The organism is Accumulibacter sp., from assembly GCF_029255285.1.
Taxonomy (GTDB): Bacteria; Pseudomonadota; Gammaproteobacteria; order Burkholderiales; family Rhodocyclaceae; genus Accumulibacter.
In genome coordinates, this window is sequence record NZ_JAPUVI010000089.1 from 17,951 (window position 1) to 42,770 (window position 24,820).

Here is a 24,820-nt window from a genome sequence, read left to right on the forward strand (position 1 = left end):
TTTTCTTTCCGAGGACAGGTATGCGCTTACCAAAACTTCTCCCGGCTACGCTGGCGCTGGTTTTTGCCGGTTCGGCTTCGTTTTCTGCGCTGGCCGCAACGGAGATCGACTTGTCGCATCAACTCGACGAGGAGCGCGCCGAGCGGCTCGAGAAGCTCGTCGAGCGCTTCAATTCGGGCCAGAAAGACTATCAGGTCAAGCTGGTCCGCCGCGTTCAGGGCGATGCGCCGCAGGAGCTCAACTTGGTGACGCGCGAGGAACAAGCCAAGTTCGTCACGGCGCGTGCCCGTTTCCTTCCTCTGTTCCAGGTGATGAAGGATGCCAAGGAACCCTTTGACGGCAGCAAGCTCGCTCCCGATCTGCGTGTCGGCCTGGGTGACGCGAAAGGCAATCTGTTCGCGTTGCCGATCGCGTTGTCTACCCCGGTCCTCTACATCAACAAGGAAGCTTTCCGTAAAGCCGGTCTGGACCCCGACAAGCCGCCGAAGACCTGGGCCGAAGCGCAGAAGGCGGCCGACAAACTGTTCGATTCCGGCAGTACCTGCCCGTACACGACATCGTGGCCATCGTGGGTGCATATCGACAACCTGAGCTCCTGGAACGGGGTCGAAGTGGCCGATGCGAAGGGTAAGCTGAATTTCAACGGTCTGGTCCAGGTCAAGCACACGGCGATGATGACGACTTGGGCGAAGGCCAGGTTTTTCACCTACTTCGGCCGGCGCGACGAAGCCGACCGGCGTTTTGCTGCCGGCGACTGCGGCATGTTGACGAGTTCGTCGTCGCTGTTCGCCGCGCTTCCCGAAGCCCGCAAGGCGCAAACCGGTGTTTCTTCGCTGCCCTATCATGACGATGTGCAGGGGACGCCGCAGCAGACGCTGGCGGCCGGGGCTTCGCTGTGGGTCGGCGCCGGCCGTAAGCCGGCCGAGTACCAGGCGGTGGCGAGTTTCGTCAGCTTTTTGCTAAAGCCCGAGACACAGGTCGAACTGACCGCGGCCGACGGTTTTCTGCCGATGACCGTCGCCGCCCGCGCAGCGGCCGAAAGCAAGCTGCTGAAGAGCGATGTCGTCGCGCTCAACGTCGCCCTGCGCCAACTGCAGGGGCCGGCGGCCATGCGCGCGCTGCGCGTTTCCGAGATCGAGCCGGTGCGGATCATCGTCGAAGAGGAACTGGAAGCCGCCTGGTCGGGCAAGGTGCCGGCCAAGCACGCGCTCGATACGGCCGTGCAACGTGGCAACGTGGCGATGCCGGCGGCGCTCAAGGCGGCTGCAGTGAAGTGATCCGCCCGCCTCTCGGCTGGCCTTTGCCGCGCATCTTCGCGCATCGCGGCGGTGGCGCGCTGGCGCCCGAAAACACGCTTGCCGGCCTGCGCCTGGCGGCGCGCCTGGGCTTGCGGGCCGTCGAGTTCGACGTGATGCTGTCGGCCGACGGTACGCCGTGGCTGATTCACGACGAAACCCTCGAGCGTACGACCAGCGGCTGCGGCCGGGTGGGCGAGACGAGCGATGCTGTGTTGCGTGTCCTCGACGCCGGTGCCGGTCAGCATCCGGCGTTTGCCGGCGAGCCGCTGCCGACTCTCGAATCGGCCGCCGGCGTATGCCGCCAGTTGGGTCTGTGGGTCAACGTCGAAATCAAGCCGGCTAGCGGTTGCGAGGCGCTGACCGGCGATGTCGTGGCTCGTCACGTCCGACGACTCTGGGCCGGCGACGATCTGCCGCTGGTGTCATCCTTCTCGGAAACCACCCTCGCGGCGGCGCGCGCGGCCGTTCCGGATCTGCCGCTCGGCAGTGTTTACGAGCGCCCGCCGGCGGATTGGCTGACGCGCGTCGATGCGCTGGCGGCGCTGACTCTGCATTGCGCCGCGAGCAGCCTGGACGATGAACTGCGGTGGGCGGCGCGGCGGGCGGGAATTCCGCTGCTCTGCTACACGGTGGACGATCCGCACCGCGCCGCTGCACTTTTCCGGAGCGGGGTAGCGGCGGTGTTCAGCGACCGCATCGACCGCCTGGGCGAGAGCTGAACCCCGTTTCACCGGGCAACCGGTTGGCGTCGCCAAGCGGGCGCGGCGGCGGACTTCGGAGACCGCGCGGCAAGCGCCGGGGGTTTCGCCGGTTGCCATGCCGACTTTCACGTTAGAATCGAAGCTCCTTGAACGAGCCCTCTGCGGGCACCGACGACGATGGAAAGCATGCCGATGAAAAGCGCAGAAATCCGCGACAAGTTCCTCCAGTTCTTCGCGTCGAAAGGCCACCAGATCGTCGCCTCGAGTTCGCTGGTGCCGCATGCCGATCCTACGCTGTTGTTCACCAACGCCGGCATGAACCAGTTCAAGGATGTCTTTCTCGGTTTCGACAAACGGCCTTATCTGCGCGCGGCGACGTCACAGAAATGCGTGCGCGCCGGCGGCAAGCACAACGACCTCGAAAACGTCGGCTATACCGCGCGCCACCATACGTTTTTCGAAATGCTCGGCAATTTCTCGTTCGGCGACTACTTCAAGCTCGACGCGATCCGCTATGCCTGGGAACTGCTGGTCGAGGTCTACGGGTTGCCGCCCGATCGGCTGTGGGTGACCGTCTATGCCGAAGACGACGAAGCCTACGACATCTGGACGCGGGAGATCGGGGTGCCGGCCGAGCGGGTGGTGCGCATCGGCGACAACAAGGGCGCACGCTACGCCTCCGACAATTTCTGGATGATGGGCGACACTGGACCCTGCGGTCCGTGCACGGAAATTTTCTACGACCATGGTGAAGGCATCGCGGGCGGCCCGCCGGGCTCCGCCGACGAAGACGGCGACCGTTACATCGAGATCTGGAACAACGTCTTCATGCAGTTCAATCGCGATGAAGCAGGCGTCATGCATCCGCTGCCCAAGCCGTCGGTGGATACCGGCATGGGGCTCGAGCGTACGGCGGCGGTTTTGCAGCACGTGCATAGCAATTACGAAATCGACCTCTTCGTCCGGCTGATCGAAGCGGCGGCGCGCGAAACGGCGTCCAGCGACCTCGACAGCCCGTCGCTGCGCGTGCTGGCCGATCACATCCGCGCTTGCTCGTTCCTGATCGCCGACGGTGTGATTCCGGGCAACGAAGGTCGCGGCTACGTCCTGCGGCGCATCATCCGGCGCGCCATACGTCACGGCTACAAGCTCGGTGCGCGGTCCGCCTTCTTCCACCGCATGGTGCCCGATCTGGTGGCCGAGATGGGGTCGGCGTATCCGGAACTGGTCGCCAGCCAGGCGCGCGTCGGCGAGGTGCTGCGACAGGAAGAAATGCGCTTCTTCGAAACCATAGAGCACGGCATGAGCATCCTCGAAGGCGAACTGGCCGAACTCGGCGGCAAGGGCGTTTTCAACGGCGCCACGGCGTTCAAGCTGCATGATACCTTCGGTTTTCCGCTCGACCTGACGGCCGACGTCTGCCGCGAGCGCGGGGTGAGTGTCGACGTCGCGGCTTTCGACGCGGCGATGGCGCAGCAGCGGGAGCAGGCGCGCGCGGCCGGCAAGTTCCGGCTGGCGACAGCGCTCGACTACAGCGGTCCGGCGACCGCTTTTTACGGTTACGAGACGCTCGATTTCGATGGCCAGGTCGTGGCGCTGTATCGCGACGGCAGCCCGGTCGACGAACTCCGGGAAGGGGAAATCGGCGTCGTCGTTCTCGACCAGACGCCGTTCTACGCGGAATCGGGCGGCCAGGTGGGCGATCGTGGGGTGTTGCAGACGGCGCGCGGCATTTTCGCCGTCGAGGACACGCAGAAGATCCAGGCCGCGGTGTTTGGTCATCAGGGGGTCGTGCGGACCGGCGTGATCGGCCTTGGCGACGGCGTTGCGGCGAAGGTCGATGCCGTCGCCCGCGCGCGCATCGTGCGCAACCACTCGGCAACGCACCTGATGCACAAGGCCTTGCGCGAAGTGCTGGGCAGCCATGTGCAGCAAAAGGGCTCGCTGGTCGATCCCGAGAAGACGCGCTTCGATTTCGCGCACAATGCGCCGATGACCGCCGACGAGATTCGCCGCGTCGAGCTCATGGTCAACCGCGAGATTCTCGCCAACGTCGCGAGCGAGGCGCGGATCATGCCGATCGAGGAAGCGAAGCGGTCGGGTGCAATGATGCTGTTCGGCGAAAAATACGGCGACGACGTGCGTGTCCTGACGATCGGTTCGTCGAAGGAACTGTGCGGCGGGGTGCATGTCAAGCGCAGCGGCGACATCGGCCTGTTCAAGATCGTCGCCGAAACCGGCGTCGCTGCCGGTGTCCGGCGCGTCGAGGCAGTGACCGGCGACAACGCGCTGACTCTCGTGCAAGAACAGCAGGCGCTGCTCTCTGCGGCGGCGGCCGCTGTCAAGGCGCCGTTCTCGGAGGTGCCGGCGAAGCTTGCGCAGACGCTGGACAACGTCCGCTCGCTTGAAAAGGAGCTCGCTCGTCTGCGCGCCAAACTGGCCTCGGCACAAGGAAGCGATCTGCTTGCCCAGGCGGTCGAGGTCAGGGGGGCCTACGTCCTGGCGGCGGTCATGGAAGGCGCCGACGTCGACGCGCTGCGCTCGACGATCGACAAGCTGCGCGACAAGCTGAAGAGCGCGGCCGTCGTGCTGGCTTCGGCCGGCGATGGCAGGGTGACGCTGATCGCCGGCGTGACCGCCGACCTGACGGGCAGGATCAAGGCTGGCGAACTGGTCAACATGGTCGCGCGACAGGTCGGCGGCAAAGGCGGCGGACGTCCGGACATGGCGCAGGCCGGCGGCGGCGATCCCGCCAAGCTGCCGGCGGCTCTCGCCACGGTGCGTGCCTGGGTCGAGCAGCGCCTTTGATCGATTCGGCAAGTGAAGCCCGCGGCCGCGATACCGCCGTCGATTGGTTCGGCCGGCCGGGCTTGAGCCAGCCGCTTGCCACGGCAGCGTCGGTTTGTCCCCGGCGAGGCCGACTTTCGGAAGCCGTCGATGCAACACTTTGCCAGTGACAACTACGCCGGCGTTTGCCCGGAAGCCCTGACGGCAATGCTCGCGGCCAACGAGGGCCACGTTCGTTCCTACGGCGACGACGAGTGGACGCGGCAGGTGGCCGATCGTCTGCGCGAGCTGTTCGAGACCGCTTGCGACGTCTACTTCGTTTTCAACGGCACGGCGGCCAACTCGCTGGCGCTCGCCGCTCTCTGCCAGTCGTATCACAGCGTGATCTGTCACCAGGTGGCGCACGTCGAGACCGACGAATGCGGGGCGCCGGAGTTTTTTTCAAACGGCGCGAAGTTGCTGGCGGTGAGTGGCGAGCAGGGCAAACTGACGCCGGCGGCGATCGTCGATGCCGTGACCCGACGTTGCGACATCCACTACCCGAAGCCGAAAGTCGTGACGCTGACGCAGGCGACCGAAGTCGGCACCGTCTATCGCCCGGACGAGTTGCGCGCCCTTGCCGATGCGGCGCGCGAACACGGTCTTCGCGTCCACATGGATGGCGCCCGCTTTGCCAATGCGGTGGCCGGCCTCGGCTTGAGTCCGGCCGAATTGAGCTGGCGGGCCGGTGTGGACGTGCTGTGCTTCGGCGGCACCAAGATGGGCTTGCCGGTTGGCGAGGCGGTAATCTTCTTCGACCGCCGCCTGGCGGAGGATTTTTCCTACCGCTGCAAGCAGGCCGGCCAGCTCGCCTCGAAAATGCGCTTTCTTTCGGCGCCGTGGCTGGGTATTCTCGAAAACGGCGCCTGGTTGCGTCATGCCGCCCATGCCAACGCGATGGCCAGGCGGCTGGCCGCCGGGCTGGCCGAAGTCGCCGGTTTGCCGGCGCTTTTTCCGGTGGACGCCAACGGCGTCTTCGTCCGCCTGCCGAGCCGGGTCGAAGAAGGTCTGCGCGCGCGTGGCTGGTTGTTCTACAACTTCATCGGGGCCGGCGGAGCGCGCTTCATGTGTGCCTGGGATACGACGCCGGAAACCGTCGATCGCCTGGTGGGAGACATCCGCGAATTGGCACGGGAGACATGACGAGCCGCTGGCAGTTCTGTCCGTGTTGCGGCGCGCGCTTGGTCGACAGCGAACTGGCCGGCAGGCGGCGGCTGACTTGCGCCGCCGCCTGCGGCTTTGTGCACTGGGACAATCCCGCCCCAGTGCTGGCGGCGCTCGTCGAATACGATGGCCACATCCTTCTCGCGCGCAACCACGCCTGGGCGGTGGGTGCTTTCGGTTTGATCACCGGTTTCCTCGAGCGAGACGAGGATCCGGCAGCCGGGGTGGCGCGTGAGGTCAGGGAGGAACTGAACCTCGAGGCGGTCGCCATGACTTTGATCGGCGTCTATCCGTTCGCTCGCAAGCATGAGGTGATCATCGCTTATCACGTCGTCGCTGGCGGCGAGATCCGTCTCAACGAGGAACTCGCCGAGTTTCGGCTGATCACGCCGGACAAGCTCAAAGCCTGGGATTTCGGCACCGGTCTGGCCGTTGGCGACTGGCTGGCGAGACGCGCCGCGGCCTAGCCGGTTTCCGCGTTCGTCCGGGATCGCTCCCCGGCGACGTGCCGGCAAGGTCCGTCCTCGAGTTGTCTGGCGAAACCTTCGCTCGGTAGCGGCCGCGCCTTGTCGAAAAATCTTACACTCATCCCGCCATATTCTCGTTAACCTGACTTAAGTTCATGTATAAATTGTCGAATCAATAAATGGCGTAGTTTTTGCTTGAAGATTTGTAACGGCGCAATTCATGACCATCCGACCAATTGTCGTCTCGTCGGCGAGACCAGGAGAACCTGACGTGAAACACTCTGCAAAACCCGGCTTGTTTGCCATGGCTGCCGGCGCTGCCCTTGTCGCCTTGACGCTCACTCCGGAAGCCGGTTTCGCGGCACCCTTGACGGTCGCCAGTTACGCGATGAACAACGGCGCGCACGGTACCTTCAACTATCGCGACTTCAGTTATTCCGCTTGCGCCGGTGTCTGCGACACGACCAATGCCGCCTTGAGCGGCGGCACGGGCAAGTTGACCGATGGCGTCCTGCCGGGACTCAACTGGAATCAGTATGGCGAGAACACGCCGTGGGTTGGCTGGGACAGCAACCAGAACGCGCTTTACCCGGGCCAGACCAACCCGCAGGTCAGCTTCAACTTTGGCCGCACGGTTTCGGTGAATTCGATCACGGTCTGGGTCGATGCCTCGCTTGGGGCGGGTGGCGTCTGGCATCCCGCGTCGGTCGTCATCGATGGCACCAGCTATGCCATCCCGCTGGATGGCAGCGATCCGGCGCCACGCGCCTACACGTTTTCCGGTCTCGGCATCACCGGATCGAGCGTCAACCTGCAGTTTTTCCAGCAAACCTTCGAACCGTGGATCATGGTCGGCGAAGTCTCGTTCGATGGCACTCCGGTGCCGGAACCTGGATCGCTGGCCTTGCTGGGCCTCGGCTTGGCCGGTATCGGTCTGATCCTGACCCGTCGCCGGGCGGACTGACCGATTCCGCGCACTCTCGATGGAGGAGTGGGGGAGGCGGCACCTTCGGGTGCCGCCTTTTTCTAATTCCCGTCGCCCTTGCCCAAGCGCGCGGTTTCCAGCATGGTCAGCAGTTCGGCACAACTGCGCGGTCGCTGCTCGACGGCCAGCAGCCCACGTCGCATCAGTCCGTGTTGCAGGGCAATGACCGCGGGCAGCGGCAAGCCCAGCGCCGACAGTTGGCCGGCGTAGTCGGCGAGGCGCGGCGCGTCGAGCGACGCGACACAACGGCCGGCGCGCATCAGGTGGATGTGATCGGCCCAGCGGTAGGCGAAGTCGATATCGTGCGTGGCGAGCAAGAGGGTGATGCCGCGCGCGTGCAGTCCGTCGAGCACGGCCAGCAACTCTTCCTGCATACGGTAGTCGAGGCCGGCCATCGGTTCGTCGAGGATCAACAGTTCCGGCTCCATGGCCAGCACGCCAGCGATGCAGACGCGCTTTTTCTGGCCGAAGCTCAGGTGGTGAACGGCCTTGTCGGCGAAGCCGGACATGCCGACGGCCAGCAAGGAGGCGGCCACCCGCTCGCGTACCGTGGCGTCATCCAGACCGAGGTTGTACGGACCGAAGGAAACGTCCTCCTGCACGCTGGCCGAGAAGATCTGGTGGTCGGGATTCTGGAAGACCAGGCCGACCTTGCTGCGTAGCCGGCGCAATCCGCTACGACTGTAATCGATCGCCTGTCCGGCGTACCAGATCTGTCCGGACTGCGGTCGCAGCAACCCGTTGGTGTGGTGAAACACGGTCGTCTTGCCCGAGCCGTTGGCGCCGAGCAGCGCGTTGCGGCTGCCGCGCCGGATGGCGAGCGAACAGCCGTCGAGGCCGATGCTGCCGTCGGGATAGGCGAAACGGATCTGGTCGAGGGCGAGTAGCGTGGCCGTCGGCCGCTCGTTCATGGTCGACATCATCTCAGCCACAGACTGAGCAGAACCAGCGCCGCACCGGCGGCGAAGGCGATTTTCAGGTCGCGAGCCGCGTTGTCGAATGACGCCTGCAGGAAACGCAACGGACCATCGTTGTTGCGCGCCTGCGCGGCGACGTGCAGGGTGTGCGCACGCTGCCAGACTTGCAGCGTGAGATTGGCCACCAGTCCGCCGAGCGAGCGGATGACAAGGCGCGGCGTCGCATATCCCAGGCGCGCCGACTGAGCCGTCACCGTGTCGTGTACCGCCGTCGAAAAGACGAAGAGCATGCGGTAGCAGAGGACCATGATATCGAGCAGCGCCTCCGGGGTGCGCAGGCGGCGGAGCAGGGCGACCAGGTCGATCAGCGGGGTCGTCAGCGCCAGGAAGAGCAGTGCCGCCAGCGCACCAAGCGAACGCGCGCCGACTGCCGCCACCGTGTGCAGACCGTCCGGCGCCAACTGGATCAGGAGGTCGCCGCGCGTGATGTTCCAGTCGATAGAGAAGGCAAGCGACAGACAGCCCGCGGCAAGAAAGATCAGGGCCGGCAGCGCGACGCGGAAATAACGGCCGGGCGCTACCTGCGCGCCGCCGACGGTGGCGCCGGCGACGAGAGCCGCGATGATGAAGGCCGTTACGGGCGTCGCCGCGGCAAAGGCGGCGACCAGGGCGGCGAGCGCAAAAAGCCCCTTCGCGGCGGGCGACACCTTGCGCCAGCGGTTACTGTAGGCAGACTCTTCGATCAGCACGGCGTATCGTCAGTTGCCGCCTTCTCCTTCGCGGCGCGCTGCATCTTCTCGCGGGTTAGCGACACGCCGAGGTAGTAGCCGATGAAGCCGGCCCCGATGGCCGCCTGCAGGGCGAACAGCAGTGCCGCCACTTCGCCGCTGGCGGGTTCCATCAGCGGCTCGAACCACGGCCGATAAGTGGGGGCGATTTCGCCAACCAGCGCCTTGGCCTTCTCGTCCGCGCCAGTAAAGATTGCCGCCACCTTGCCGTCCGGACCCGCTTCCGGCCGCTGTATCTGCCACAGCGGCAGGGCGGTCAGCAGGGCGACGGCGACGATCAGGAGCAGGTTTCGATGGCCTTTCACGCGCGCAACTCGCTCGGCTCGGTGACCTTCATCTGCTGAAGTTCCTGCGGGTTGAAACGCGCCAGCGCGTTGAAAATGACGACCGTCAGCAAGCCTTCGCTGATTGCCAGCGGAATCTGGGTGAGCGCGAACACTCCGGCGAACTTGACGAAGGAAGCCGCGAAACCGCCAACCGGGTCAGGGAAGGCCCAGGCGAGTTGCAGCGAGGTGGTGATGTAGGTCATCAGGTCGGCCAGGCTGGCGGCGAGAAAGACACCGACGGCAAGCGAGACCTTCAGGCGACGCGCCAGGCGGAACACCGCAGCCGCAGCAAACGGGCCGACGACGGCCATCGAAAAGAGATTGGCGCCAAGCGTCGTCAGTCCGCCGTGTGCCAGGAGAAGGGCCTGAAAGAGAAGCACCACGCCACCGATCGGCGCCATGATCAGCGGCCCGAACAGGATGGCGCCCAGGCCGATGCCGGTTGGGTGCGAGCAACTGCCGGTGAGAGATGGCAGTTTGAGGGCCGAGAGCACGAAGGTAAATGCCGCCGCGACGCCGAGCAGCATGCGCTGCTCCGGTCGTTCGTCGATTCTGCGCCGGACGGCGCGCAAGCCGCCGATGACGAAGGGTGCCGCGGCCAGCGTCCAGCCGACGGCGTGTTCGATGGGTAGAAAGCCTTCCATGATGTGCATGACGTCCCTCCTTCGCGCGACAGGCAGGCAGCACCACGCGGCGGGGGATGAGGGAAAGCCGGACCACCGGGCAAGCCGCGCTGCGGCAGGTCGACAGAACCGTTCCCGTGCCCCGGGGATTGGCGCTACCAGTAGTTCAGGCCGGTCTTCTGGCTCGCCTTCCTTCTCCTTTGCCGACCTTCCCGTGTCACCGACACAGTGGCATGAGGCAAACTCGTCAGGCTGACAGCAGCGGGGGCTGCGCCGGACTGATCCGAGTCCTTGACTCGCGACGTCACCGGCTTCCCGTTTCACCCGCCGCGCGGCCGCCCGGCAAGGCACCTAAACTTCGTGCAGTATAAGCGAAGCCGGCGCTCGGCCAAAGCGCCGCGCCGAGGCGGCAGATTCCGGTCGGGGTCGATCGCCGACTTGGGTATACTGTCGCCCTCGTCACCCCGGGTAGGCTGTCGGGCGGCCGGTTCTGAGCCGTACGCCGCGCCGTGTCCGGTCGTTATCGTCCTCCTCACAGGAAAGAAGAATGAAAATCAAGAACGTCATACTGCCGATCGTTTTGCTGGCCAGCGTGTTGCTCACGGCTTGCGGCAAGAAGGAAAGCGCTTCCGAAGCCAAGCCGGCGGCACCGCGCGCGGCTATTGTCGTCGGCCTGGATGACAATTTTCCACCGATGGGTTTTCGCGACGAGAAGAATATGCTCGTCGGCTTCGACATCGATCTGGCCGGCGAGGCCGGCAAGCGGCTCGGTGCCGAAGTAACGTTCAAGCCGATCGACTGGAACGCGAAGGAAGCCGAGTTGAATAGCAAGCGCGTCGATGTGCTGTGGAACGGACTGACGATTACCGAGGCGCGCAAGGAAAAGATTCTGTTCACCGCGCCCTACCTGGAAAACCGTCAGATCATCGTCGTCACCGACAAGTCGCCGGTCAAGAACAAGGCCGACCTGGCCGGCAAGGTGGTCGGCGTGCAGGACGGCAGCAGCGCCATCGAGGCCGTCGAGAAGGATGCGGCGACAGCCAAGTCGCTCAAGGAACTGAAGAAGTTCGGCGACAACGTGACGGCGCTGATGGATCTCAGCGCTGGCCGACTCGACGCGCTGGTGGTCGACGAGGTCGTCGGTCGCTACTATACGACCAAGAAACCGGGCGACTACCGCATCCTCGAAGAGAACTTCGGTACCGAGGATTATGGCGTCGGCACCCGCAAGGACGACACCGAACTGATGGCCAAGTTGCAGAAGACGCTCGACGAGATGAAGAAAGACGGGTCCGCGGCGGCCATTTCGACCAAGTGGTTCGGCAAGGACATCGTCAAGAAGTAGCCGTGCGTGAGCTATCTGCTCGAGATTCTCGGCCCTCTGCTCGAGGGCACGGCGGTAACGCTGCAGGTTTTTCTGATCAGCTTCGTTCTTGCCGTCCCGCTCGGCCTGTTGCTGGCGCTCGCCCGAATTTCGCGCTGCACGGCGCTGGGCGGCCTGGTCAATGGCTACCTCTGGCTGATGCGCGGCACGCCGCTGATGCTGCAGATGCTGTTCATTTATTTCGCGTTACCTTTCGTCCCGGTGATCGGCGTCCGCCTGCCGGACTTTCCGGCGGCCATCGTCGCCTTCGTCCTCAACTACGCGGCCTACTTCGCGGAGATCTTCCGTGCTGGCATCCAGTCGATCGATCGGGGTCAGTACGAAGGTGCACGGGTTCTCGGATTGACCTACGTGCAGACGATGCGACGCATCGTCCTGCCGCAGGTGCTCAAACGCATCCTGCCGCCGATGAGCAACGAGACGATCACGCTGGTCAAGGATACTTCGTTGATCTACGTTCTGGCCATGAACGATCTGCTGCGTGCCGCGCGTGGCATCGTCCAGCGTGACTTCACGACGATGCCCTTCGTCGTTGCAGCCGCCTTCTATCTGCTGATGACGCTGGTCCTGACGGTCGGCTTCCAGCGTCTGGAAAGGAAGTTGGCGGTCTACGATGGCTAGTCCGATGATCGAGGCACGCGACCTGCACAAGCGCTTCGCCGCGGTCGAAGTGCTCCGCGGCGTCTCGCTCGACGTGGAGCGAGGCGAAGTGGTGGCCGTGATCGGTCCGTCGGGCTCGGGGAAAAGCACTTTCCTGCGCTGCCTCAACCACCTCGAAACGATAGACCGCGGCCGTATCGACATCGAGGGCGAAACGCTGGTCGCCACCGACGCCGACGGAGTCTGCCGCTACTCGTCCGACGCCACTAGCCGGCGCATTTGCCGCCGGATGGGAATGGTCTTCCAGCACTTCAACCTGTTTCCCCATCTGACGGTGTTGCAGAATGTCATCGAGGCGCCGATCACGGTCAAGGGCCTGCGGCGCGACGAGATCGTCCCGCAAGCCGAGGACTTGCTACGCAAGGTGGGCTTGCTCGACAAACGGGAAAGCTACCCGTCGCGACTTTCCGGCGGCCAGAAACAGCGCGTCGCCATCGCCCGCGCGCTGGCCATGGAACCCGACATCATGTTGTTCGACGAGCCGACGTCGGCACTCGACCCGGAACTCACCGGCGAAGTTCTGCGCACCATCCGCGAACTGGCGGAAGAACACATGACGATGCTGGTCGTCACCCACGAAATGGCTTTTGCGCGCGAGGTGGCGAGCCGCGTGGTATTCATGGACGGCGGCGAGATAGTCGAAGCGCGGCCGGCGAGAGACCTGTTCGCGTCTCCAGCGCACCCGCGCACCCGAGCGTTTCTCGACCACATGCTGTAGTCGGGCACGGCGGGCGCCGACCCTATGGAGCGGACGGTGAGCCGCTTTCGGTCAGGGCGAGTCGCGCTATGGCGTCGAAATAGCTGGCGCCGACGACCAGCGCCGTTTCGTCGAAATCGAACTGCGGACTGTGCAGTGGCAGGTTCGGCGCATTCGGCCCGCGCCCGCCGAAGCGCACGAAACAACCCGGTACCCTTGCCAGGTAGAAGGAAAAGTCCTCGGCGCCCATGCTCGGCAACTCGTTGGTCAAGACGCTATCGCGGCCCACCACCGAGGCCGCGGCCCGTCGCGCCAGCGTGGTCTCACGTGGCGTGTTGACTACCGGCGGATAGGGTTCCGAAAACTCGACCTCGATTCGCGTCTGGTAGGCCTCGCCGAGCGCCCGGCACATGCGTTCTAGTCCGGCCACGAGACGCTGCCGGGTTGCGGGTCGGGTGCTGCGAATCGTGCCATCGAGCACGGCTTCGTGAGCGATGGTGTTTGCCGCGCTACCCGCCTGCAGCGTGCCGACGGTGACGACCGACGGGTCGAGCGGGTTGGCTTCCCGCGAAACCAGCGTCTGCAGGCCTCCCACCAACGCGGCGCTGGCGACCAGCGCATCGCTTGCTTCGTGCGGGCGCGCCCCGTGACCACCGCGGCCGTAGACACGGATGCGGAAGCGGTCGGCCTGGGCACAAACCGGTCCGCAGGCGGCCATGACTTGCCCGGTGGCATAGTGGCACGTCAGATGGCCGCCAAAAATCATTGCTACGCCGTCGAGAGCTCCCGCTTCGATCATCACTTTGGCGCCGCAACCCCCCTCTTCGGCGGGTTGGAAAATCAAGACGACATCGCCCGCTGGCGGGCTTCTCTTGAGCAGCGTGGCGGCGCCAAGCACCATCGCCATGTGGCCGTCGTGACCGCAGGCATGCATGCGTCCGGGATGCCGCGAAGCGAACGCGAGGCCGGTCTGTTCGGCGATCGGCAAAGCGTCCAGTTCGGCCCGCAAGGCGACCGCCGGCGTCGGGGAGTGGACGCCGCGCAGCCGCGCGACGATCCCGCCGCCGACCCCGCCGTACTCGTAGGGGATCTCCAGGCGGCGCAGTTCGTTCATCACGAAACGGGCGGTCCGCCGCTCCTCGAATGCCGTCTCGGGGCGCTGGTGCAGGGCACGACGCCAGCGCAGCAAGTGTTTCCGAATACTTTCGGCCGCCAACATCACCCGTTCACCTCGATACCTGACACGTTTTCGTCCGCTTCTTCACCGCCGCCGACCGGCCGGGGCACGCCCGCTGGCACGAGCTTGATTGTCCGTCGCATCCGAGTTTGGCACAAGGGCCGGGACGGCGTTCGCCGACACGGCGATCGTCCACGCTGCCTGCCAGGCGATACCTTGGCTGGCAATTGGCTTAGACTGTCGCGTGTTAGACCACGAAAGGAGAGACGAATGATTGGCTACGTAACGTTGGGAACCAACGACCTGCCGCGGGCGGCGGCTTTTTACGATGCGTTGTTGGGCGAAATCGGCGCCAGGCGACTATGGGAGTTTCCGCGCGGCATTGCCTGGGGGGTCGCTCAGAACAAGCCGAGCCTCTGCGTGATGACCCCCTTTGATGGCGCAGCGGCGACGGTTGGTAACGGCGTCATGGTGGCGCTGATCGTTGACTCGCGCGAGAAGGTGCAGCGCGTCCATGCCAGGGCGCTCGAACTGGGCGGCAAGGACGAGGGAGCGGTCGGGCCGCGCGGCGAGGGTTTTTATGCCGGCTATTTTCGCGATCTGGATGGCAATAAACTGGACGTCTTTTGCTTCGAATAGGAACGGCGGTCGCCCGGCGAGGCGGTGGGAAGAGGACCGCTAAGAGTGGCGCTGCAAAGGAAGAAACCGAGGAAAGATCGTGCCGACCACCACACTCAAAATCATCGGGATGACATCCGACGACTGTCTGCGCAGCGTCATGAATGCTATCCAGGATCTGCCCTGCATCGCTTACGTCGAGGTTTCCTTGGCAACCGGCGAGGCGACCATCGAGCACACGGCCATGGTCGCCGAAAGCGACATCCGGCAGTGTATCGAGGATGCCGGGTTCCCGACGGAATAGCGACGCCGTGCGGGACTTTGCCAACCGGGCAGCCGCAGGAAAGCTGCCGTTCTTCTGGCTTGTCCCGGCCAAGCTCACTGTCGCCTAGCGTCGGCGCGCGGGCGAGTTGCGCGCGCGGGCGTCCGGAACGAGACCTTGCCAGACTGTGCCCCGGGGTGCTCCTGGCGCTTGCGCAACCCTTGGGTCAGCGGCCGACGGACCAGGGGAAGGGGCCTGTTCGTTGTCGCGGGCGAGGTGGAAAAAAGGTGTCGCCGGTCGTACTTTCGGGTCGCGTGCCACATCGCGTGCATTCCCCTGCCGCGCCACGCACAATTGTTGCTCTCCTCGACGCCTGTTTGTTGTACTCTGTGCGCCGTCTTCGCCGACGCGGTTGGGCCAGCATGATGGCGTATGGTGACGGCGATGTCTTGTTTGCGACGTCTGATCTTTATCAACAGAGGAGGTGTCATGCGTTTTCTCGCCAGGTTGTTGAGTGCCGTCATTCCGTTCTCGCTGATACTTGCCGGTCCGACCGAGGCTCGCGAATGGAATGCCATCAAGCAGTCCGGGACGCTCATTGCGGCTACAGAAGGGGGATTCCAGCCGTTCAATTACTACGACGGCCCGAAGCTGACCGGCTTCGAAGTCGAACTGGCGGAAGCCATCGCCAAGAAGCTCGGACTGAAACTCGAGTGGCGGGTCGTTCCCTTCGACGGACAGATCGCGGCGCTCAAGCAGGACCGTTTCGATTTCGCCATCGCTTCGCACGGTTACACCGAAGAGCGCGCCAAGTCGGTCGATTTTGCCAATCCCCACTACTGCACCGGCGGACAGATTGCCGCCCACAAGGACGGTCCGCTGACCGTCACCGCGTTGTCCGGCAAGACGGTTGCCGTGCAGTTGGCCACCAGCTACGCCGACGCCGCCAAGAAAGTCAAAGGAATCAAGACGATCAAGACCTACAAGGGCGATCCGGAGGCGTTCGCCGCGCTGCGTGCGAACAAGGTCGACGCGTGGATCTCCGACAAATTCACGGTCAAGGCGACACTCGACAAGAACCCGGAGGCCGGCATCACGGCGGGCGAACTGGTATTCGTCGAGCGCGTCTCGATGATTCTGCGCAAAAACAACAAGGATCTGGCCGCGCAGCTCAACCAGGCGCTCGGCGAGGTGATGAAGGACGGCACCTACAAGGCGCTGTCGGAGAAGTATTTCAAGGAAGACGTTTCTTGTCGTTCCTGAGCCCGGTGAGGCGACTTCCCGCCGCATGAACTGGACCAAGCGATACCCCGGCTGGGCGATGTTCGCCGCCATGATCGGCCTGCTCGTCTTTCTTTGGGGAATGGCGGTGCCGCTGTCCGCGGCACCGGCACCGATCGGTCCGGCGGCCGATCAGTTCGTCGAAGGGGCGCGGATTACCGTTGGCCTGACCCTGATTGCCGGCAGCGTCGGCGTCGTGATCGGCGTCCTGGCCGGGCTGGGCAAGCTGTCGCGCTTCGGGCCGCTGCGCTGGTTGTGCGACAGCTACGTCTGGCTGATTCGCGGCACTCCTCTGCTGCTGCAGATCCTGTTCGTCTGGCTGGCCTTTCCGCTGCTCATGCCGGAGGGCATCGAACTGTCGGATTTCGCCTGCGCGGCGATCGCCCTGTCGCTCAACGTCGGGGCCTACAACACCGAGTGCGTCCGGGCCGGGATTCTGGCCGTTCCGCACGGCCAGGTGGAAGCCGCGCGCGCGCTCGGGCTGACACCGATACAGACCTTCATGGACGTCGTCCTGCCGCAGAGCATGCGCGTCGCACTGCCGGCGCTGGCCAACAACCTGGCGTCGCTGGTCAAGGATTCGTCGCTCGCCTACGCGATCAGCGTCGTCGAACTGACGATGGTCGGTTACCGGGTGCAGGCCGAGAGCTATCAGCCGATACCGGTTTTCATCACTGTCGCCGCGATCTATCTGATACTGACCACGGCCTTCACCACGCTGACGGCCGCCCTCGAGGCTCAGCTCGATGTCGGCCAGAAACGTTAGCGAGGCCTGACGAATGAACGGCGAACTCCGCCCGATCATCGAGGCACGGCGGGTCGACAAGCGTTTCGGCGCTTTTCATGCGTTGAAGGACGTTTCGGCGACTTTCTACGAGGGGCAGGTGACGGCGATCGTCGGTCCGTCGGGCTCCGGGAAATCGACTTTCCTGCGTACCCTGAACCGCCTCGAGATGCATGACTCGGGCGAGATCGTCGTTGACGGGATCGTCCTCAACGACAACCTGAAAAATCTCGATGCCATCCGGCGCGAAGTCGGGATGGTCTTTCAGAGCTTCAACCTGTTCTCGCACCTGACTATTCTGCGCAACGTTTCGCTGGCCCCGATGCGGGTCCGGAAGATGCGACGGGAGGACGCCGAAAGCAAGGCGATGAGCCTGCTCGAACGGGTCGGCCTGAAGAACCAGGCGGCGAAATACCCGGTCCAGCTCTCGGGAGGCCAGCAGCAACGGGTGGCGATCGCGCGCGCGCTCGCGATGGACCCGAAAGTTCTGCTGTTCGACGAGCCGACCTCGGCGCTCGACCCCGAAATGGTCAATGAAGTCCTGGCGGTGATGCGCGAACTGGCCTACAGCGGCATCACCATGCTCGTCGTCACGCACGAGATGGGCTTTGCGCGCGAAGTCGCCGATCGCATCATTTTCTTCGACGAAGGAGTGATTCTCGAGGACACGACTCCCGAGCGCTTCTTCGCCAATCCCGAGCACGATCGCGCCAAGTCCTTCCTGTCGCAGGTGCGGCACGGCTATTGAGATGGCCCCAGCCGGGGGCGGTGTGCCGACACCGGCGAGCTACGGGTGACGGGATCGAGGGCGGCAATCCAGCACCGTCGATTCGCCGGTCGATCTGCCGGCTACCGTCAACGGCGCGATCTGCACAATGATGATGCAGACCAGAATCAGCGCACAGCCGGCAAGGCCGCTCGCGTTCAGTCGATCGCCCATGAGCAGGAAGCCGAATAGTGCCGCGAAGACCGTTTCGGCAGACAGGATGATCGCCGCGTCGGCGGCTTGGGCGTAGCGCTGCCCGACCACTTGGGCGGTAAAGCCGATGCCCACGGACACCACCCCGGCATAGACGATGGCCAGCGCCGCCTGGCGCAGTCCGGTGACGGTGATCGTTTCGCTGAGCCCGGCGCAGACCAGGCTGATCAGCCCGCAAACCAGGAACTGCCCGCAGGCGACCAGGAATGGCGCCGCCAGGCGTTCGGCGACGCGTCCGACGAGCAGGACGTGCAGGGCCCAGAACAGGCTGCTGGCGATTACCCAGGCGTCGCCGACGACGGGCGCCAGCGTCGCCGCCCCCGACAGCAACCAGGTGCCGCCCAGGCAGCCGATCGACGTCGGCCAGACCGACCAGTGCGGCCGGGTGCGCAGGATCAGCCAGGCAAGGAGCGGCACCAGCGGCACGTAGAGCGCGGTCAGGAAGCCGGCGTTGGTTACCGTCGTACTGGTCAGGCCGACCTGCTGGAAGACCGCGCCGAGCATCAGCAGCACACCCAGGGCGGCGACCTGTAGCGCGTCGCGGGGCAGCGGTTGCGTGCCGCACGAGGACAGCGCGTACCACTCGCGCCAGGCGAGCGGGGCGACGATCGCCGCCCCGAGAAGGAAACGAACGCCGGTGAAGGTCAGCGGTTCGACGCCGGCCATGCCCTCGACCTGAGCGACAAAGGCCGAGCCCCAGATCAGGGCGACAGCGAGCAGCAGCAGATTGGCGCGCGAGCGCTTCAAGATCGGGTCCTCATCAGGAAACCCACCAGTTTAGCCTCCCGCGCCGGCGAACGCCATCCCCGGGCAGCGTCGTCGCCGGCAGTGGCGCGGTCCTCGCCGGGCTTACAACCCGAGCGTCGTCGGACTCAGCGGATCGCCGCCCTCGCCGAGGATCTCTTCGAAGCGTTGCTGGTAGGGCGCGACCTCCTCGCTGTCGTCGATGATCAGCCGGGCTCTGGGATGATCGCGATGGAAGCGCACGAGGGCGTGCCGGGAGTCGGCGATGAGCAACGAATCCTTGAGCGAATCGAGATGCGGTGGCGCTTGAAGGATGGTCAAGGTCGGCGAGTAAATGGTCAGAAGTTCCATCAGTTGCGGGCTGTACTGACGAACGAAGTCCGGCTTCTGGACGACGAAGGTCAGTCGTGTCGCGGCTTGCCGCGCACTCAGCAGGCGTTGCAGTGCGGCGATCCGCGCGCGGCGTTCGAGCTTGAGAGGCGACAGGCTTTCGTCGAAAACGAGCAGCGCGGCCGACGACAGGTCGAGGATTTCCTGAACTGCGCTGTCGTGCTCGCTCCAGGTGGTAATCAGTTTGCTGGGCATCGATCCGCTTCCGTTACTTGCTCCCCGAAGATAGCAGGCTTGCCGCCGATCGGGCAAGCGGTGGCATGCTACAATCGCCGTCCCTTCAAGGCTTGCGAGGTGCACGATGTTTTCTGCTAAAGATACCCTGGCGAAAATTGATCCCGAGATCTGGCAGGCGATCGAGCACGAAAATCGCCGCCAGGAAGGGCATATCGAACTCATCGCCTCGGAGAATTACGTCAGCCATGCGGTCATGGCCGCGCAAGGTTCGCAACTGACGAACAAGTACGCCGAAGGCTATCCCGGCAAGCGTTACTACGGCGGCTGCGAGCATGTCGATGTCGTCGAGCAACTGGCGATCGACCGCCTGAAGAAGCTGTTCAACGCCGAGGCGGCCAACGTCCAGCCCAACTCCGGGTCACAGGCCAACCAGGCGGTCCTGATGGCCTTCGCCAAACCGGGCGACACGATCATGGGAATGAGCCTGGCCGAAGGCGGGCATCTGACCCATGGCATGCCGCTCAACATGTCGGGCAAATGGTTCAAGGTGGTGGCCTACGGTCTCGACCACAACGAGGCGATCGATTACGAAAAGATGGCGGCGCTGGCGCGTGAGCACAGGCCGCGCATTCTGATCGCTGGTGCCTCGGCGTATTCGCTGCGCATCGACTTCGAGCGTTTCGCCAAAGTAGCCAAGGAAATCGGCGCCATCTTCATGGTCGATATGGCGCATTACGCCGGCCTCATCGCCGCCGGCTGCTACCCGAACCCGGTGCCGCACGCCGATGTGGTGACCTCGACGACGCACAAGACACTGCGCGGGCCGCGCGGCGGTGTCATTCTGATGAAGGCCGAGCATGAAAAGGCGATCAACTCGGCGATTTTTCCCGGTCTGCAGGGAGGGCCGCTGATGCATGTCATCGCCGCCAAGGCCGTCGCCTTCAAGGAGGCCCTGTCACACGACTTCCGCTCCTACCAGGAGCAGGTCGTCGCCAACGCCCGCGTCCTGTCGCGCGTGCTCTCGGAAGGGCGCGGGCTGCGCATCGTTTCCGGCCGCACCGAATCGCATGTCTTCCTGGTCGACTTGCGCGCCAAGGAGATTACCGGCAAGGACGCCGAAGCGGCGCTGGGTGCGGCGCACATCACGGTCAACAAGAACGCGATCCCGAACGATCCGCAGAAGCCCTTCGTCACTTCCGGCATCCGCATCGGTTCGCCGGCGATGACGACGCGCGGTTTCACCGAGATCGAATCCGAGCAGGTGGCGCACCTGATCGCCGACGTGCTCGATGCCCCGGGCGACGAAGCGGTCCGGCAACGCGTGCGGGCCGACGTTGCGGCGCTCTGCCGCAAGTTCCCGGTTTACGCTCCGCCGGCGGGATGAAGTGTCCGTTCTGCGGCGCTGACGAGACGGCTGTCGCCGACACGCGGATCAACGACGATGGTGACGTGGTCCGGCGGCGGCGGCGCTGCCTCCGCTGCGACAAGCGCTTCACCACCTACGAGCGGGCCGAGCTGCGAATGCCGCAAGTGATCAAGAAGAACGGCTCGCGTGCCGACTTCGAGCGTGACAAGCTGGCGGCGAGCCTCTGGCTCGCGCTGCGTAAGCGGCCGGTCAGTGTCGAGGCGGTCGAGGCGGCGATCGTGCGTATCGAAGAAAAACTGCTGGCCCTTGGTGAGCGCGAAGTCTCGTCGGAAAAAATCGGCGAGATGGTCATGCGCGAGTTGAAGAAGCTCGACAAGGTGGCCTATGTTCGCTTCGCCTCGGTGTACCGGAATTTCGAGGACGTCGACGAGTTTTCCAAGGTCATTCGCGAAGTCTCTCTTTCGCCGCAGCCGCTTGGCCGTTGATGGCCCCGTCGTTCAGCGCCGCCGACCACGACTTCATGGCGCGCGCGCTTCGTCTGGCCGAACTGGGCCTGTGTACCACCCGGCCGAATCCGCGCGTCGGTTGCGTCGTCGTCCGTGCCGGACAGATCGTCGGCGAAGGCTGGCACCGGCGGGCCGGCGGCCGGCATGCCGAAGTCCACGCCCTGCAGGCGGCCGGTGACAGCGCGCGCGGCGCCACCGTCTACGTCACGCTCGAACCCTGTTCCCACCACGGACGCACGCCGCCTTGCGTCGACGCCCTGCTGGCGGCCGGCGTGGCGCGCGTCGTCGCCGCCATGCCGGACCCCAATCCGCAAGTCGCCGGGCGAGGGCTGGCCAGCTTGCAGGCCGCCGGGCTACGCGTCGACTGCGGCTTGCTGGCGGCCGAAGCGGCTGAAGTCAATCTCGGTTTCGTCGCCCGCATGACACGTTGCCGGCCGTGGCTGCGCCTCAAGCTGGCCGCCAGCCTCGACGGCAAGACGGCGCTCAGGAATGGCGCCAGCCAGTGGCTGACCGGTTCGGCAGCCCGCCAGGACGGGCATCGCTGGCGCGCGCGCGCGTGCGCCATTTTGACCGGCATCGGTACCGTCCGCCACGACGATCCGCAACTCAATGTGCGTGGCGTCGACGAACTGGACGCCGGTTTTCACCCGCCCATGAAAGTCGTGGTGGATAGTCGGCTCGAGTTGTCACCCGAGGCCAGGCTGCTGCGCGACGGCCGGGTACTGGTCGCCGCCGCCCTGGACGATCCGGCGAGGAGCGACGCGCTGGCTCGGCGGGGTGCCGAAGTGCTGCTGCTGCCCGGGCCGCAGGGGCGGGTCGATCTGCCGTCACTGCTCGTCGAACTTGCCCGGCGCGGCGTCAACGAAGTACATGCCGAGGCCGGTTTCGGACTCAGCGGTGCGCTGCTCGGGGCGGGTCTGGTGGACGAACTGCTGCTTTACCTGGCGCCCTGCCTGATCGGTGACGCGGCGCGCGGGATGTTCGATCTGCCGCCACTCGAAGCGCTCGCCGGCCGGCGCGAACTGTCGATTCGCGATCTTCGTCCAGTGGGAGCCGATTGGCGACTGCTGGCGCGCTTTAGCTGACGCACGGCGGGGAACAGACCGCGCACGCCGGATCGCGGCCGTACTTCACGCTGCGCCATTCCATCGACAAGCCGTCGAGCAGCCACAAGCGTCCCAGGGCCACTTCGCCGGTACCGACGAGGATTTTCAGCGCTTCGCCGGCTTGCATGGCGCCGATGACTCCGGTCAGCGGCGCGAAGACTCCCGTCACGGCACAACGCGGCTCTTCGACGTCGTCGCCCTCCGGAAACAGGCAGTTGTAGCACGGCGACCGGTCGCGTCGGCTGTCGAACACGGTCAGTTGTCCGGCAAAACGGATCGCTGCTCCGGAAACCAGTGGTTTTCCGTGTTCGACGCAGGCTCGATTGACCGCGTGTCGGGTGGCGAAGTTGTCGCAGCAATCGAGCACCACATCGGCTTCGGCGACCCGTGCCGCCAATTCCTCGCCGGACAGGCGGCGGGTGAGTGCGACGACCTGTACGTCCGGGTTGATGCCTCGCAATGCCGTCTGTCCGGACAGGGCTTTCGCCTGGCCGACGCGGTCAAGGGTATGCAGGATCTGGCGTTGCAAATTGGTCAGGTCCACTGTATCGCCGTCGGCCAGCGTGATCCGCCCGACACCGGCCGAAGCGAGATAAAGCGCCGCCGGCGACCCCAGGCCGCCGGCACCGACGACCAGTGCGCTGGCATCGAGCAGACGTTGCTGGCCCGCAATGCCAATTTCGTCGAGCAGGATGTGGCGGCTGTAGCGCAGCAACTGGGCGTCGTTCATCCGACGGCACTACTTGTACTCTCGCCACTCCGGCGGCGTATCGTCGTGGTCGCCATGCGGATGGCGCTCCCAGGCGTGAGTGTAGGCTTCCGATTGCGAGCGCTTGAGCGGCCGGCGAGGAGCATCGAGATTGTGCAACTGCGTCTCCTCGACATAGTAGACCAGCGCCCGCAGCATCTTGCTGAGCAGCGTGTTGTCGAGGTGGTAGCCGCGTTCTTCCAGCGCGTGGTCGATTTCCTGCAAACAGTGATGGTGAAGATCGTAGGCCACGCCGACCGTTCGCGGCTGATCGCGTGGTTCGACCTCCAGCTTGTCGATCGTGGTGAGGAAGGCGGAAGCCTCGGGAACTTGCCCCGGCGGAAACTTGGCAAACAGGATACTCCTCTGTTTTCGGATCGGCGGCGGTGCCGCCGCGGCCGCTCGTTTCACCGCTTCTCTCCGCGCTTCCGGCTCACTGGATCTTTTGCATGATCTGCATCCCCTTGAGAAGGTTCAGCGCCTGCGTGAGCTGATAATCCTTCGGGGAAGCCAGTTCGCGGCTTGGTGGTTCGGATGTCTCGTCGGCCTCGTCCCGGGGCGCGCTGCTCTTCGGTTTGGCGGGTGCCGCCTTGGCCGGCGGTTTGGCCGGTGTTTCCCTTATCGGCGGCGTTCCTTCCTTGCTGGCGTCGAGGTGGTGATCGAGGTTGGCCTCGCGCAAGCGCTGGGTCGAACTGCCGTTCGCGCTTTCCTCGACGACGATGTCGGGAACGATTCCTTTGGCCTGGATCGAACGACCCGACGGCGTGAAGTAGCGCGCGGTGGTGAGCTTGATCGCGGTATTTCCGGGCAGCGGCAGAACGGTTTGTACCGACCCTTTGCCGAAAGTCGTCGTGCCGAGAACGAGTGCCCGCTTGTGGTCCTGCAGCGCACCGGCGACGATTTCCGAAGCCGAGGCAGAGCCGCCGTTGACCAGCACCACCATCGGCACCTTGCGTGCCTGTGATGGCAGGTTCTTCAGGTAGTCGTCCCGGTTGCCGCGCAGGTAGTCGGCCGGCGAGGCCGAGAAACGATGCTTGGCGTCGGGCGTGCGTCCGTCGGTCGAGGTGACCAGCGTGTCCGGCGGCAGAAAGGCCGCAGCAACACCCACGGCGCTGTTCAGCAGGCCTCCCGGATCATTGCGCAGATCGAGTACCAGCCCCTTGAGCGGGCCTGGCTTCGTGAGATCGTTCAAGTGCTTGACGACAGCCGCGCCAGTATTCTCCTGGAAGGAGGTGATACGCAGATAGCCATACCCGCCGTCGACCAGCTTCGACTTGACGCTCTGCACCTTGATGATCTCTCGCATCAAGGTGAGTTCCAGCGGTTTGCTCTCGCCCTTGCGCAAAATGGACAAGCGGATTTGCGACTTCGGTTTGCCGCGCATTCGCTTGACCGCTTCGTTCAGCGTCAGTCCCTTGACCAGCGTGTCGTCGATCTTGAAGATCAGATCTCCCGGTTTGACGCCGGCTCGGTCGGCCGGCGTGTCCTCGATGGGAGAGACGACCTTGACCAGCCCGTCTTCCATGCCGACTTCGATGCCGATGCCGCCGAACTCGCCTTGCGTACCCACCTGGAGGTCCTTGAAAGCGTCGGCATCGAGGTAGCTCGAGTGCGGGTCGAGGTTGGAGAGCATGCCGCTGATCGCGTGCGTGATCAGCTTCTTGTCCTCGACCGGCTCGACGTAGCCCTGCTTGATGGCGTTGAACACTTCGGCGAAGGTCCTCAACTCTTCGACCGGCAGGCTGGCGCGAGTTTCCTTATCGGCGATGGCGGAAAACTGCAGGCTGAGCAAGACGCCTCCCAGCATTCCGGCGCAAACCAGCCCAGCCTGTTTCAACTTACCCAT

27 protein-coding genes and 1 riboswitch are annotated in these 24,820 nt (G+C 64.7%); of the genes, 17 read left to right on the forward strand and 10 right to left on the reverse strand.

All coding sequences use genetic code 11. The annotated features are described in order from the left end of the window. Positions 1–20: 20 nt before the first annotated feature. The 6 genes from Q1M07_RS11305 to Q1M07_RS11330 all read left to right on the forward strand — a co-directional run bounded on the left by Q1M07_RS11305 (position 21) and on the right by Q1M07_RS11330 (position 7,420). Positions 21–1,277, forward strand: coding sequence for an extracellular solute-binding protein (locus tag Q1M07_RS11305; protein ID WP_300453970.1), 1,257 nt, complete (start codon positions 21–23; stop codon positions 1,275–1,277). Further along, positions 1,274–2,017: a glycerophosphodiester phosphodiesterase gene (gene ugpQ, locus Q1M07_RS11310; RefSeq protein WP_300453971.1), complete on the forward strand. Its 744-nt coding sequence runs from the start codon at positions 1,274–1,276 to the stop codon at positions 2,015–2,017. The genes Q1M07_RS11305 and ugpQ overlap by 4 nt, the downstream gene beginning before the upstream one ends. A 174-nt stretch (positions 2,018–2,191) precedes the next feature. Next, entirely contained in the window at positions 2,192–4,807 is a 2,616-nt protein-coding gene (alaS, locus tag Q1M07_RS11315) for an alanine--tRNA ligase (protein ID WP_300453972.1), read from the forward strand. Between the two features lie 129 nt (positions 4,808–4,936). Then, on the forward strand, positions 4,937–5,968 hold the full coding sequence (locus tag Q1M07_RS11320) for a low specificity L-threonine aldolase (RefSeq protein WP_300453973.1): 1,032 nt from the start codon (positions 4,937–4,939) through the stop codon (positions 5,966–5,968). Continuing rightward, on the forward strand, positions 5,965–6,456 hold the full coding sequence (locus Q1M07_RS11325; RefSeq protein WP_300453974.1) for an NUDIX domain-containing protein: 492 nt from the start codon (positions 5,965–5,967) through the stop codon (positions 6,454–6,456). Before Q1M07_RS11320 ends, Q1M07_RS11325 begins: the two co-directional genes overlap by 4 nt. A 271-nt stretch (positions 6,457–6,727) precedes the next feature. Beyond that, entirely contained in the window at positions 6,728–7,420 is a 693-nt protein-coding gene (locus Q1M07_RS11330; protein ID WP_300453975.1) for a PEP-CTERM sorting domain-containing protein, read from the forward strand. Positions 7,421–7,482: 62 nt separating this feature from the next. Here Q1M07_RS11330 and Q1M07_RS11335 read toward each other — a convergent pair whose 3' ends face one another. From Q1M07_RS11335 to Q1M07_RS11350, 4 genes are read right to left on the reverse strand one after another with little or no spacing between them, the layout of a single operon-like run. Further along, on the reverse strand, positions 7,483–8,352 hold the full coding sequence (locus Q1M07_RS11335) for an ABC transporter ATP-binding protein (protein WP_300453976.1): 870 nt from the start codon (positions 8,350–8,352) through the stop codon (positions 7,483–7,485). Positions 8,353–8,360: 8 nt separating this feature from the next. Then, positions 8,361–9,107: a cobalt ECF transporter T component CbiQ gene (gene cbiQ / locus Q1M07_RS11340; RefSeq protein WP_300453977.1), complete on the reverse strand. Its 747-nt coding sequence runs from the start codon at positions 9,105–9,107 to the stop codon at positions 8,361–8,363. Then, positions 9,101–9,451, reverse strand: a complete 351-nt coding sequence (locus Q1M07_RS11345) for an energy-coupling factor ABC transporter substrate-binding protein (protein ID WP_300453978.1) — start codon at positions 9,449–9,451, stop codon at positions 9,101–9,103. The genes cbiQ and Q1M07_RS11345 overlap by 7 nt, the downstream gene beginning before the upstream one ends. Then, positions 9,448–10,125 (reverse strand): energy-coupling factor ABC transporter permease, encoded by a 678-nt coding sequence (locus Q1M07_RS11350; RefSeq protein WP_300453979.1) that lies wholly within the window; start codon positions 10,123–10,125, stop codon positions 9,448–9,450. Before Q1M07_RS11350 ends, Q1M07_RS11345 begins: the two co-directional genes overlap by 4 nt. A 121-nt stretch (positions 10,126–10,246) precedes the next feature. Next, positions 10,247–10,465, reverse strand: a riboswitch (cobalamin riboswitch). Between the two features lie 177 nt (positions 10,466–10,642). Between Q1M07_RS11350 and Q1M07_RS11355 the strand changes: the two genes are divergently transcribed. From Q1M07_RS11355 to Q1M07_RS11365, 3 genes are read left to right on the forward strand one after another with little or no spacing between them, the layout of a single operon-like run. Further along, positions 10,643–11,440, forward strand: a complete 798-nt coding sequence (locus Q1M07_RS11355) for an amino acid ABC transporter substrate-binding protein (RefSeq protein WP_300453980.1) — start codon at positions 10,643–10,645, stop codon at positions 11,438–11,440. Positions 11,441–11,446: 6 nt separating this feature from the next. Beyond that, complete coding sequence (locus tag Q1M07_RS11360) at positions 11,447–12,100, forward strand: amino acid ABC transporter permease (protein WP_300453981.1); 654 nt, start codon at positions 11,447–11,449, stop codon at positions 12,098–12,100. Positions 12,101–12,104: 4 nt separating this feature from the next. Next, entirely contained in the window at positions 12,105–12,857 is a 753-nt protein-coding gene (locus Q1M07_RS11365; RefSeq protein WP_300454125.1) for an amino acid ABC transporter ATP-binding protein, read from the forward strand. A 22-nt stretch (positions 12,858–12,879) separates the two neighbouring features. On the opposite strand, the gene Q1M07_RS11370 is transcribed toward Q1M07_RS11365, so the two are convergent. Beyond that, a complete protein-coding gene (locus Q1M07_RS11370; RefSeq protein ID WP_300453982.1) occupies positions 12,880–14,055 on the reverse strand; it encodes a M20 family metallopeptidase in 1,176 nt (391 codons plus the stop codon). Positions 14,056–14,283: 228 nt separating this feature from the next. On the opposite strand from Q1M07_RS11370, the gene Q1M07_RS11375 reads away from it, so the two are divergent. The 5 genes from Q1M07_RS11375 to Q1M07_RS11395 all read left to right on the forward strand — a co-directional run bounded on the left by Q1M07_RS11375 (position 14,284) and on the right by Q1M07_RS11395 (position 17,706). Continuing rightward, positions 14,284–14,652, forward strand: coding sequence for a VOC family protein (locus tag Q1M07_RS11375; protein ID WP_300453984.1), 369 nt, complete (start codon positions 14,284–14,286; stop codon positions 14,650–14,652). A 79-nt stretch (positions 14,653–14,731) separates the two neighbouring features. Further along, the gene (locus Q1M07_RS11380) at positions 14,732–14,935 is read left to right on the forward strand and encodes a heavy-metal-associated domain-containing protein (RefSeq protein WP_300453985.1); all 204 of its coding nucleotides are present in this window, start codon (positions 14,732–14,734) and stop codon (positions 14,933–14,935) included. 447 nt (positions 14,936–15,382) lie between these two features. Further along, positions 15,383–16,156: an ABC transporter substrate-binding protein gene (locus Q1M07_RS11385; RefSeq protein ID WP_300453986.1), complete on the forward strand. Its 774-nt coding sequence runs from the start codon at positions 15,383–15,385 to the stop codon at positions 16,154–16,156. A 25-nt stretch (positions 16,157–16,181) separates the two neighbouring features. Next, positions 16,182–16,940 carry an amino acid ABC transporter permease gene (locus Q1M07_RS11390; protein WP_300453987.1) on the forward strand — a complete coding sequence of 253 codons (759 nt, stop codon included), beginning with the start codon at positions 16,182–16,184 and terminating at the stop codon, positions 16,938–16,940. Between the two features lie 13 nt (positions 16,941–16,953). Beyond that, a complete protein-coding gene (locus Q1M07_RS11395; protein WP_300453988.1) occupies positions 16,954–17,706 on the forward strand; it encodes an amino acid ABC transporter ATP-binding protein in 753 nt (250 codons plus the stop codon). A gap of 39 nt (positions 17,707–17,745) precedes the next feature. On the opposite strand, the gene Q1M07_RS11400 is transcribed toward Q1M07_RS11395, so the two are convergent. Beyond that, a complete protein-coding gene (locus tag Q1M07_RS11400) occupies positions 17,746–18,684 on the reverse strand; it encodes a DMT family transporter (RefSeq protein ID WP_300453989.1) in 939 nt (312 codons plus the stop codon). Between the two features lie 102 nt (positions 18,685–18,786). Further along, positions 18,787–19,266: a hypothetical protein gene (locus Q1M07_RS11405; protein WP_300453990.1), complete on the reverse strand. Its 480-nt coding sequence runs from the start codon at positions 19,264–19,266 to the stop codon at positions 18,787–18,789. A gap of 106 nt (positions 19,267–19,372) precedes the next feature. Between Q1M07_RS11405 and glyA the strand changes: the two genes are divergently transcribed. The 3 genes from glyA to ribD are packed head-to-tail and all read left to right on the forward strand — an operon-like array spanning position 19,373 to position 22,205. Further along, the gene (gene glyA / locus Q1M07_RS11410) at positions 19,373–20,632 is read left to right on the forward strand and encodes a serine hydroxymethyltransferase (protein WP_300453991.1); all 1,260 of its coding nucleotides are present in this window, start codon (positions 19,373–19,375) and stop codon (positions 20,630–20,632) included. Continuing rightward, on the forward strand, positions 20,629–21,099 hold the full coding sequence (nrdR, locus tag Q1M07_RS11415; RefSeq protein WP_300453992.1) for a transcriptional regulator NrdR: 471 nt from the start codon (positions 20,629–20,631) through the stop codon (positions 21,097–21,099). Before glyA ends, nrdR begins: the two co-directional genes overlap by 4 nt. Further along, positions 21,099–22,205 carry a bifunctional diaminohydroxyphosphoribosylaminopyrimidine deaminase/5-amino-6-(5-phosphoribosylamino)uracil reductase RibD gene (ribD, locus tag Q1M07_RS11420; protein ID WP_300453993.1) on the forward strand — a complete coding sequence of 369 codons (1,107 nt, stop codon included), beginning with the start codon at positions 21,099–21,101 and terminating at the stop codon, positions 22,203–22,205. Before nrdR ends, ribD begins: the two co-directional genes overlap by 1 nt. Here ribD and Q1M07_RS11425 read toward each other — a convergent pair. From Q1M07_RS11425 to Q1M07_RS11435, 3 genes are read right to left on the reverse strand one after another with little or no spacing between them, the layout of a single operon-like run. Beyond that, positions 22,198–22,956: a HesA/MoeB/ThiF family protein gene (locus tag Q1M07_RS11425; RefSeq protein ID WP_300453994.1), complete on the reverse strand. Its 759-nt coding sequence runs from the start codon at positions 22,954–22,956 to the stop codon at positions 22,198–22,200. The two genes, ribD and Q1M07_RS11425, sit on opposite strands and share 8 nt — an antisense overlap. A 9-nt stretch (positions 22,957–22,965) precedes the next feature. After that, positions 22,966–23,385 carry a hypothetical protein gene (locus Q1M07_RS11430; protein ID WP_300453996.1) on the reverse strand — a complete coding sequence of 140 codons (420 nt, stop codon included), beginning with the start codon at positions 23,383–23,385 and terminating at the stop codon, positions 22,966–22,968. Between the two features lie 22 nt (positions 23,386–23,407). Continuing rightward, entirely contained in the window at positions 23,408–24,820 is a 1,413-nt protein-coding gene (locus tag Q1M07_RS11435; RefSeq protein ID WP_300453997.1) for a S41 family peptidase, read from the reverse strand.

What these genes read in the sequence shown, in the direction of transcription:
- Q1M07_RS11390 (WP_300453987.1), top strand. Translation starts at nt 16,182, where the DNA reads ATGAACTGGACCAAGCGATACCCCGGCTGGGCGATGTTCGCCGCCATG.
- ribD (WP_300453993.1), top strand. Translation starts at nt 21,099, where the DNA reads ATGGCCCCGTCGTTCAGCGCCGCCGACCACGACTTCATGGCGCGCGCG.
- alaS (WP_300453972.1), top strand. Translation starts at nt 2,192, where the DNA reads ATGAAAAGCGCAGAAATCCGCGACAAGTTCCTCCAGTTCTTCGCGTCG.
- Q1M07_RS11305 (WP_300453970.1), top strand. Translation starts at nt 21, where the DNA reads ATGCGCTTACCAAAACTTCTCCCGGCTACGCTGGCGCTGGTTTTTGCC.
- Q1M07_RS11355 (WP_300453980.1), top strand. Translation starts at nt 10,643, where the DNA reads ATGAAAATCAAGAACGTCATACTGCCGATCGTTTTGCTGGCCAGCGTG.
- nrdR (WP_300453992.1), top strand. Translation starts at nt 20,629, where the DNA reads ATGAAGTGTCCGTTCTGCGGCGCTGACGAGACGGCTGTCGCCGACACG.
- Q1M07_RS11320 (WP_300453973.1), top strand. Translation starts at nt 4,937, where the DNA reads ATGCAACACTTTGCCAGTGACAACTACGCCGGCGTTTGCCCGGAAGCC.
- Q1M07_RS11350 (WP_300453979.1), bottom strand. Translation starts at nt 10,125, where the DNA reads ATGCACATCATGGAAGGCTTTCTACCCATCGAACACGCCGTCGGCTGG.
- Q1M07_RS11435 (WP_300453997.1), bottom strand. Translation starts at nt 24,820, where the DNA reads ATGGGTAAGTTGAAACAGGCTGGGCTGGTTTGCGCCGGAATGCTGGGA.
- Q1M07_RS11405 (WP_300453990.1), bottom strand. Translation starts at nt 19,266, where the DNA reads ATGCCCAGCAAACTGATTACCACCTGGAGCGAGCACGACAGCGCAGTT.
- Q1M07_RS11385 (WP_300453986.1), top strand. Translation starts at nt 15,383, where the DNA reads ATGCGTTTTCTCGCCAGGTTGTTGAGTGCCGTCATTCCGTTCTCGCTG.
- Q1M07_RS11395 (WP_300453988.1), top strand. Translation starts at nt 16,954, where the DNA reads ATGAACGGCGAACTCCGCCCGATCATCGAGGCACGGCGGGTCGACAAG.
- glyA (WP_300453991.1), top strand. Translation starts at nt 19,373, where the DNA reads ATGTTTTCTGCTAAAGATACCCTGGCGAAAATTGATCCCGAGATCTGG.
- Q1M07_RS11325 (WP_300453974.1), top strand. Translation starts at nt 5,965, where the DNA reads ATGACGAGCCGCTGGCAGTTCTGTCCGTGTTGCGGCGCGCGCTTGGTC.
- Q1M07_RS11425 (WP_300453994.1), bottom strand. Translation starts at nt 22,956, where the DNA reads ATGAACGACGCCCAGTTGCTGCGCTACAGCCGCCACATCCTGCTCGAC.
- Q1M07_RS11365 (WP_300454125.1), top strand. Translation starts at nt 12,105, where the DNA reads ATGATCGAGGCACGCGACCTGCACAAGCGCTTCGCCGCGGTCGAAGTG.
- Q1M07_RS11370 (WP_300453982.1), bottom strand. Translation starts at nt 14,055, where the DNA reads ATGTTGGCGGCCGAAAGTATTCGGAAACACTTGCTGCGCTGGCGTCGT.
- Q1M07_RS11335 (WP_300453976.1), bottom strand. Translation starts at nt 8,352, where the DNA reads ATGAACGAGCGGCCGACGGCCACGCTACTCGCCCTCGACCAGATCCGT.
- Q1M07_RS11375 (WP_300453984.1), top strand. Translation starts at nt 14,284, where the DNA reads ATGATTGGCTACGTAACGTTGGGAACCAACGACCTGCCGCGGGCGGCG.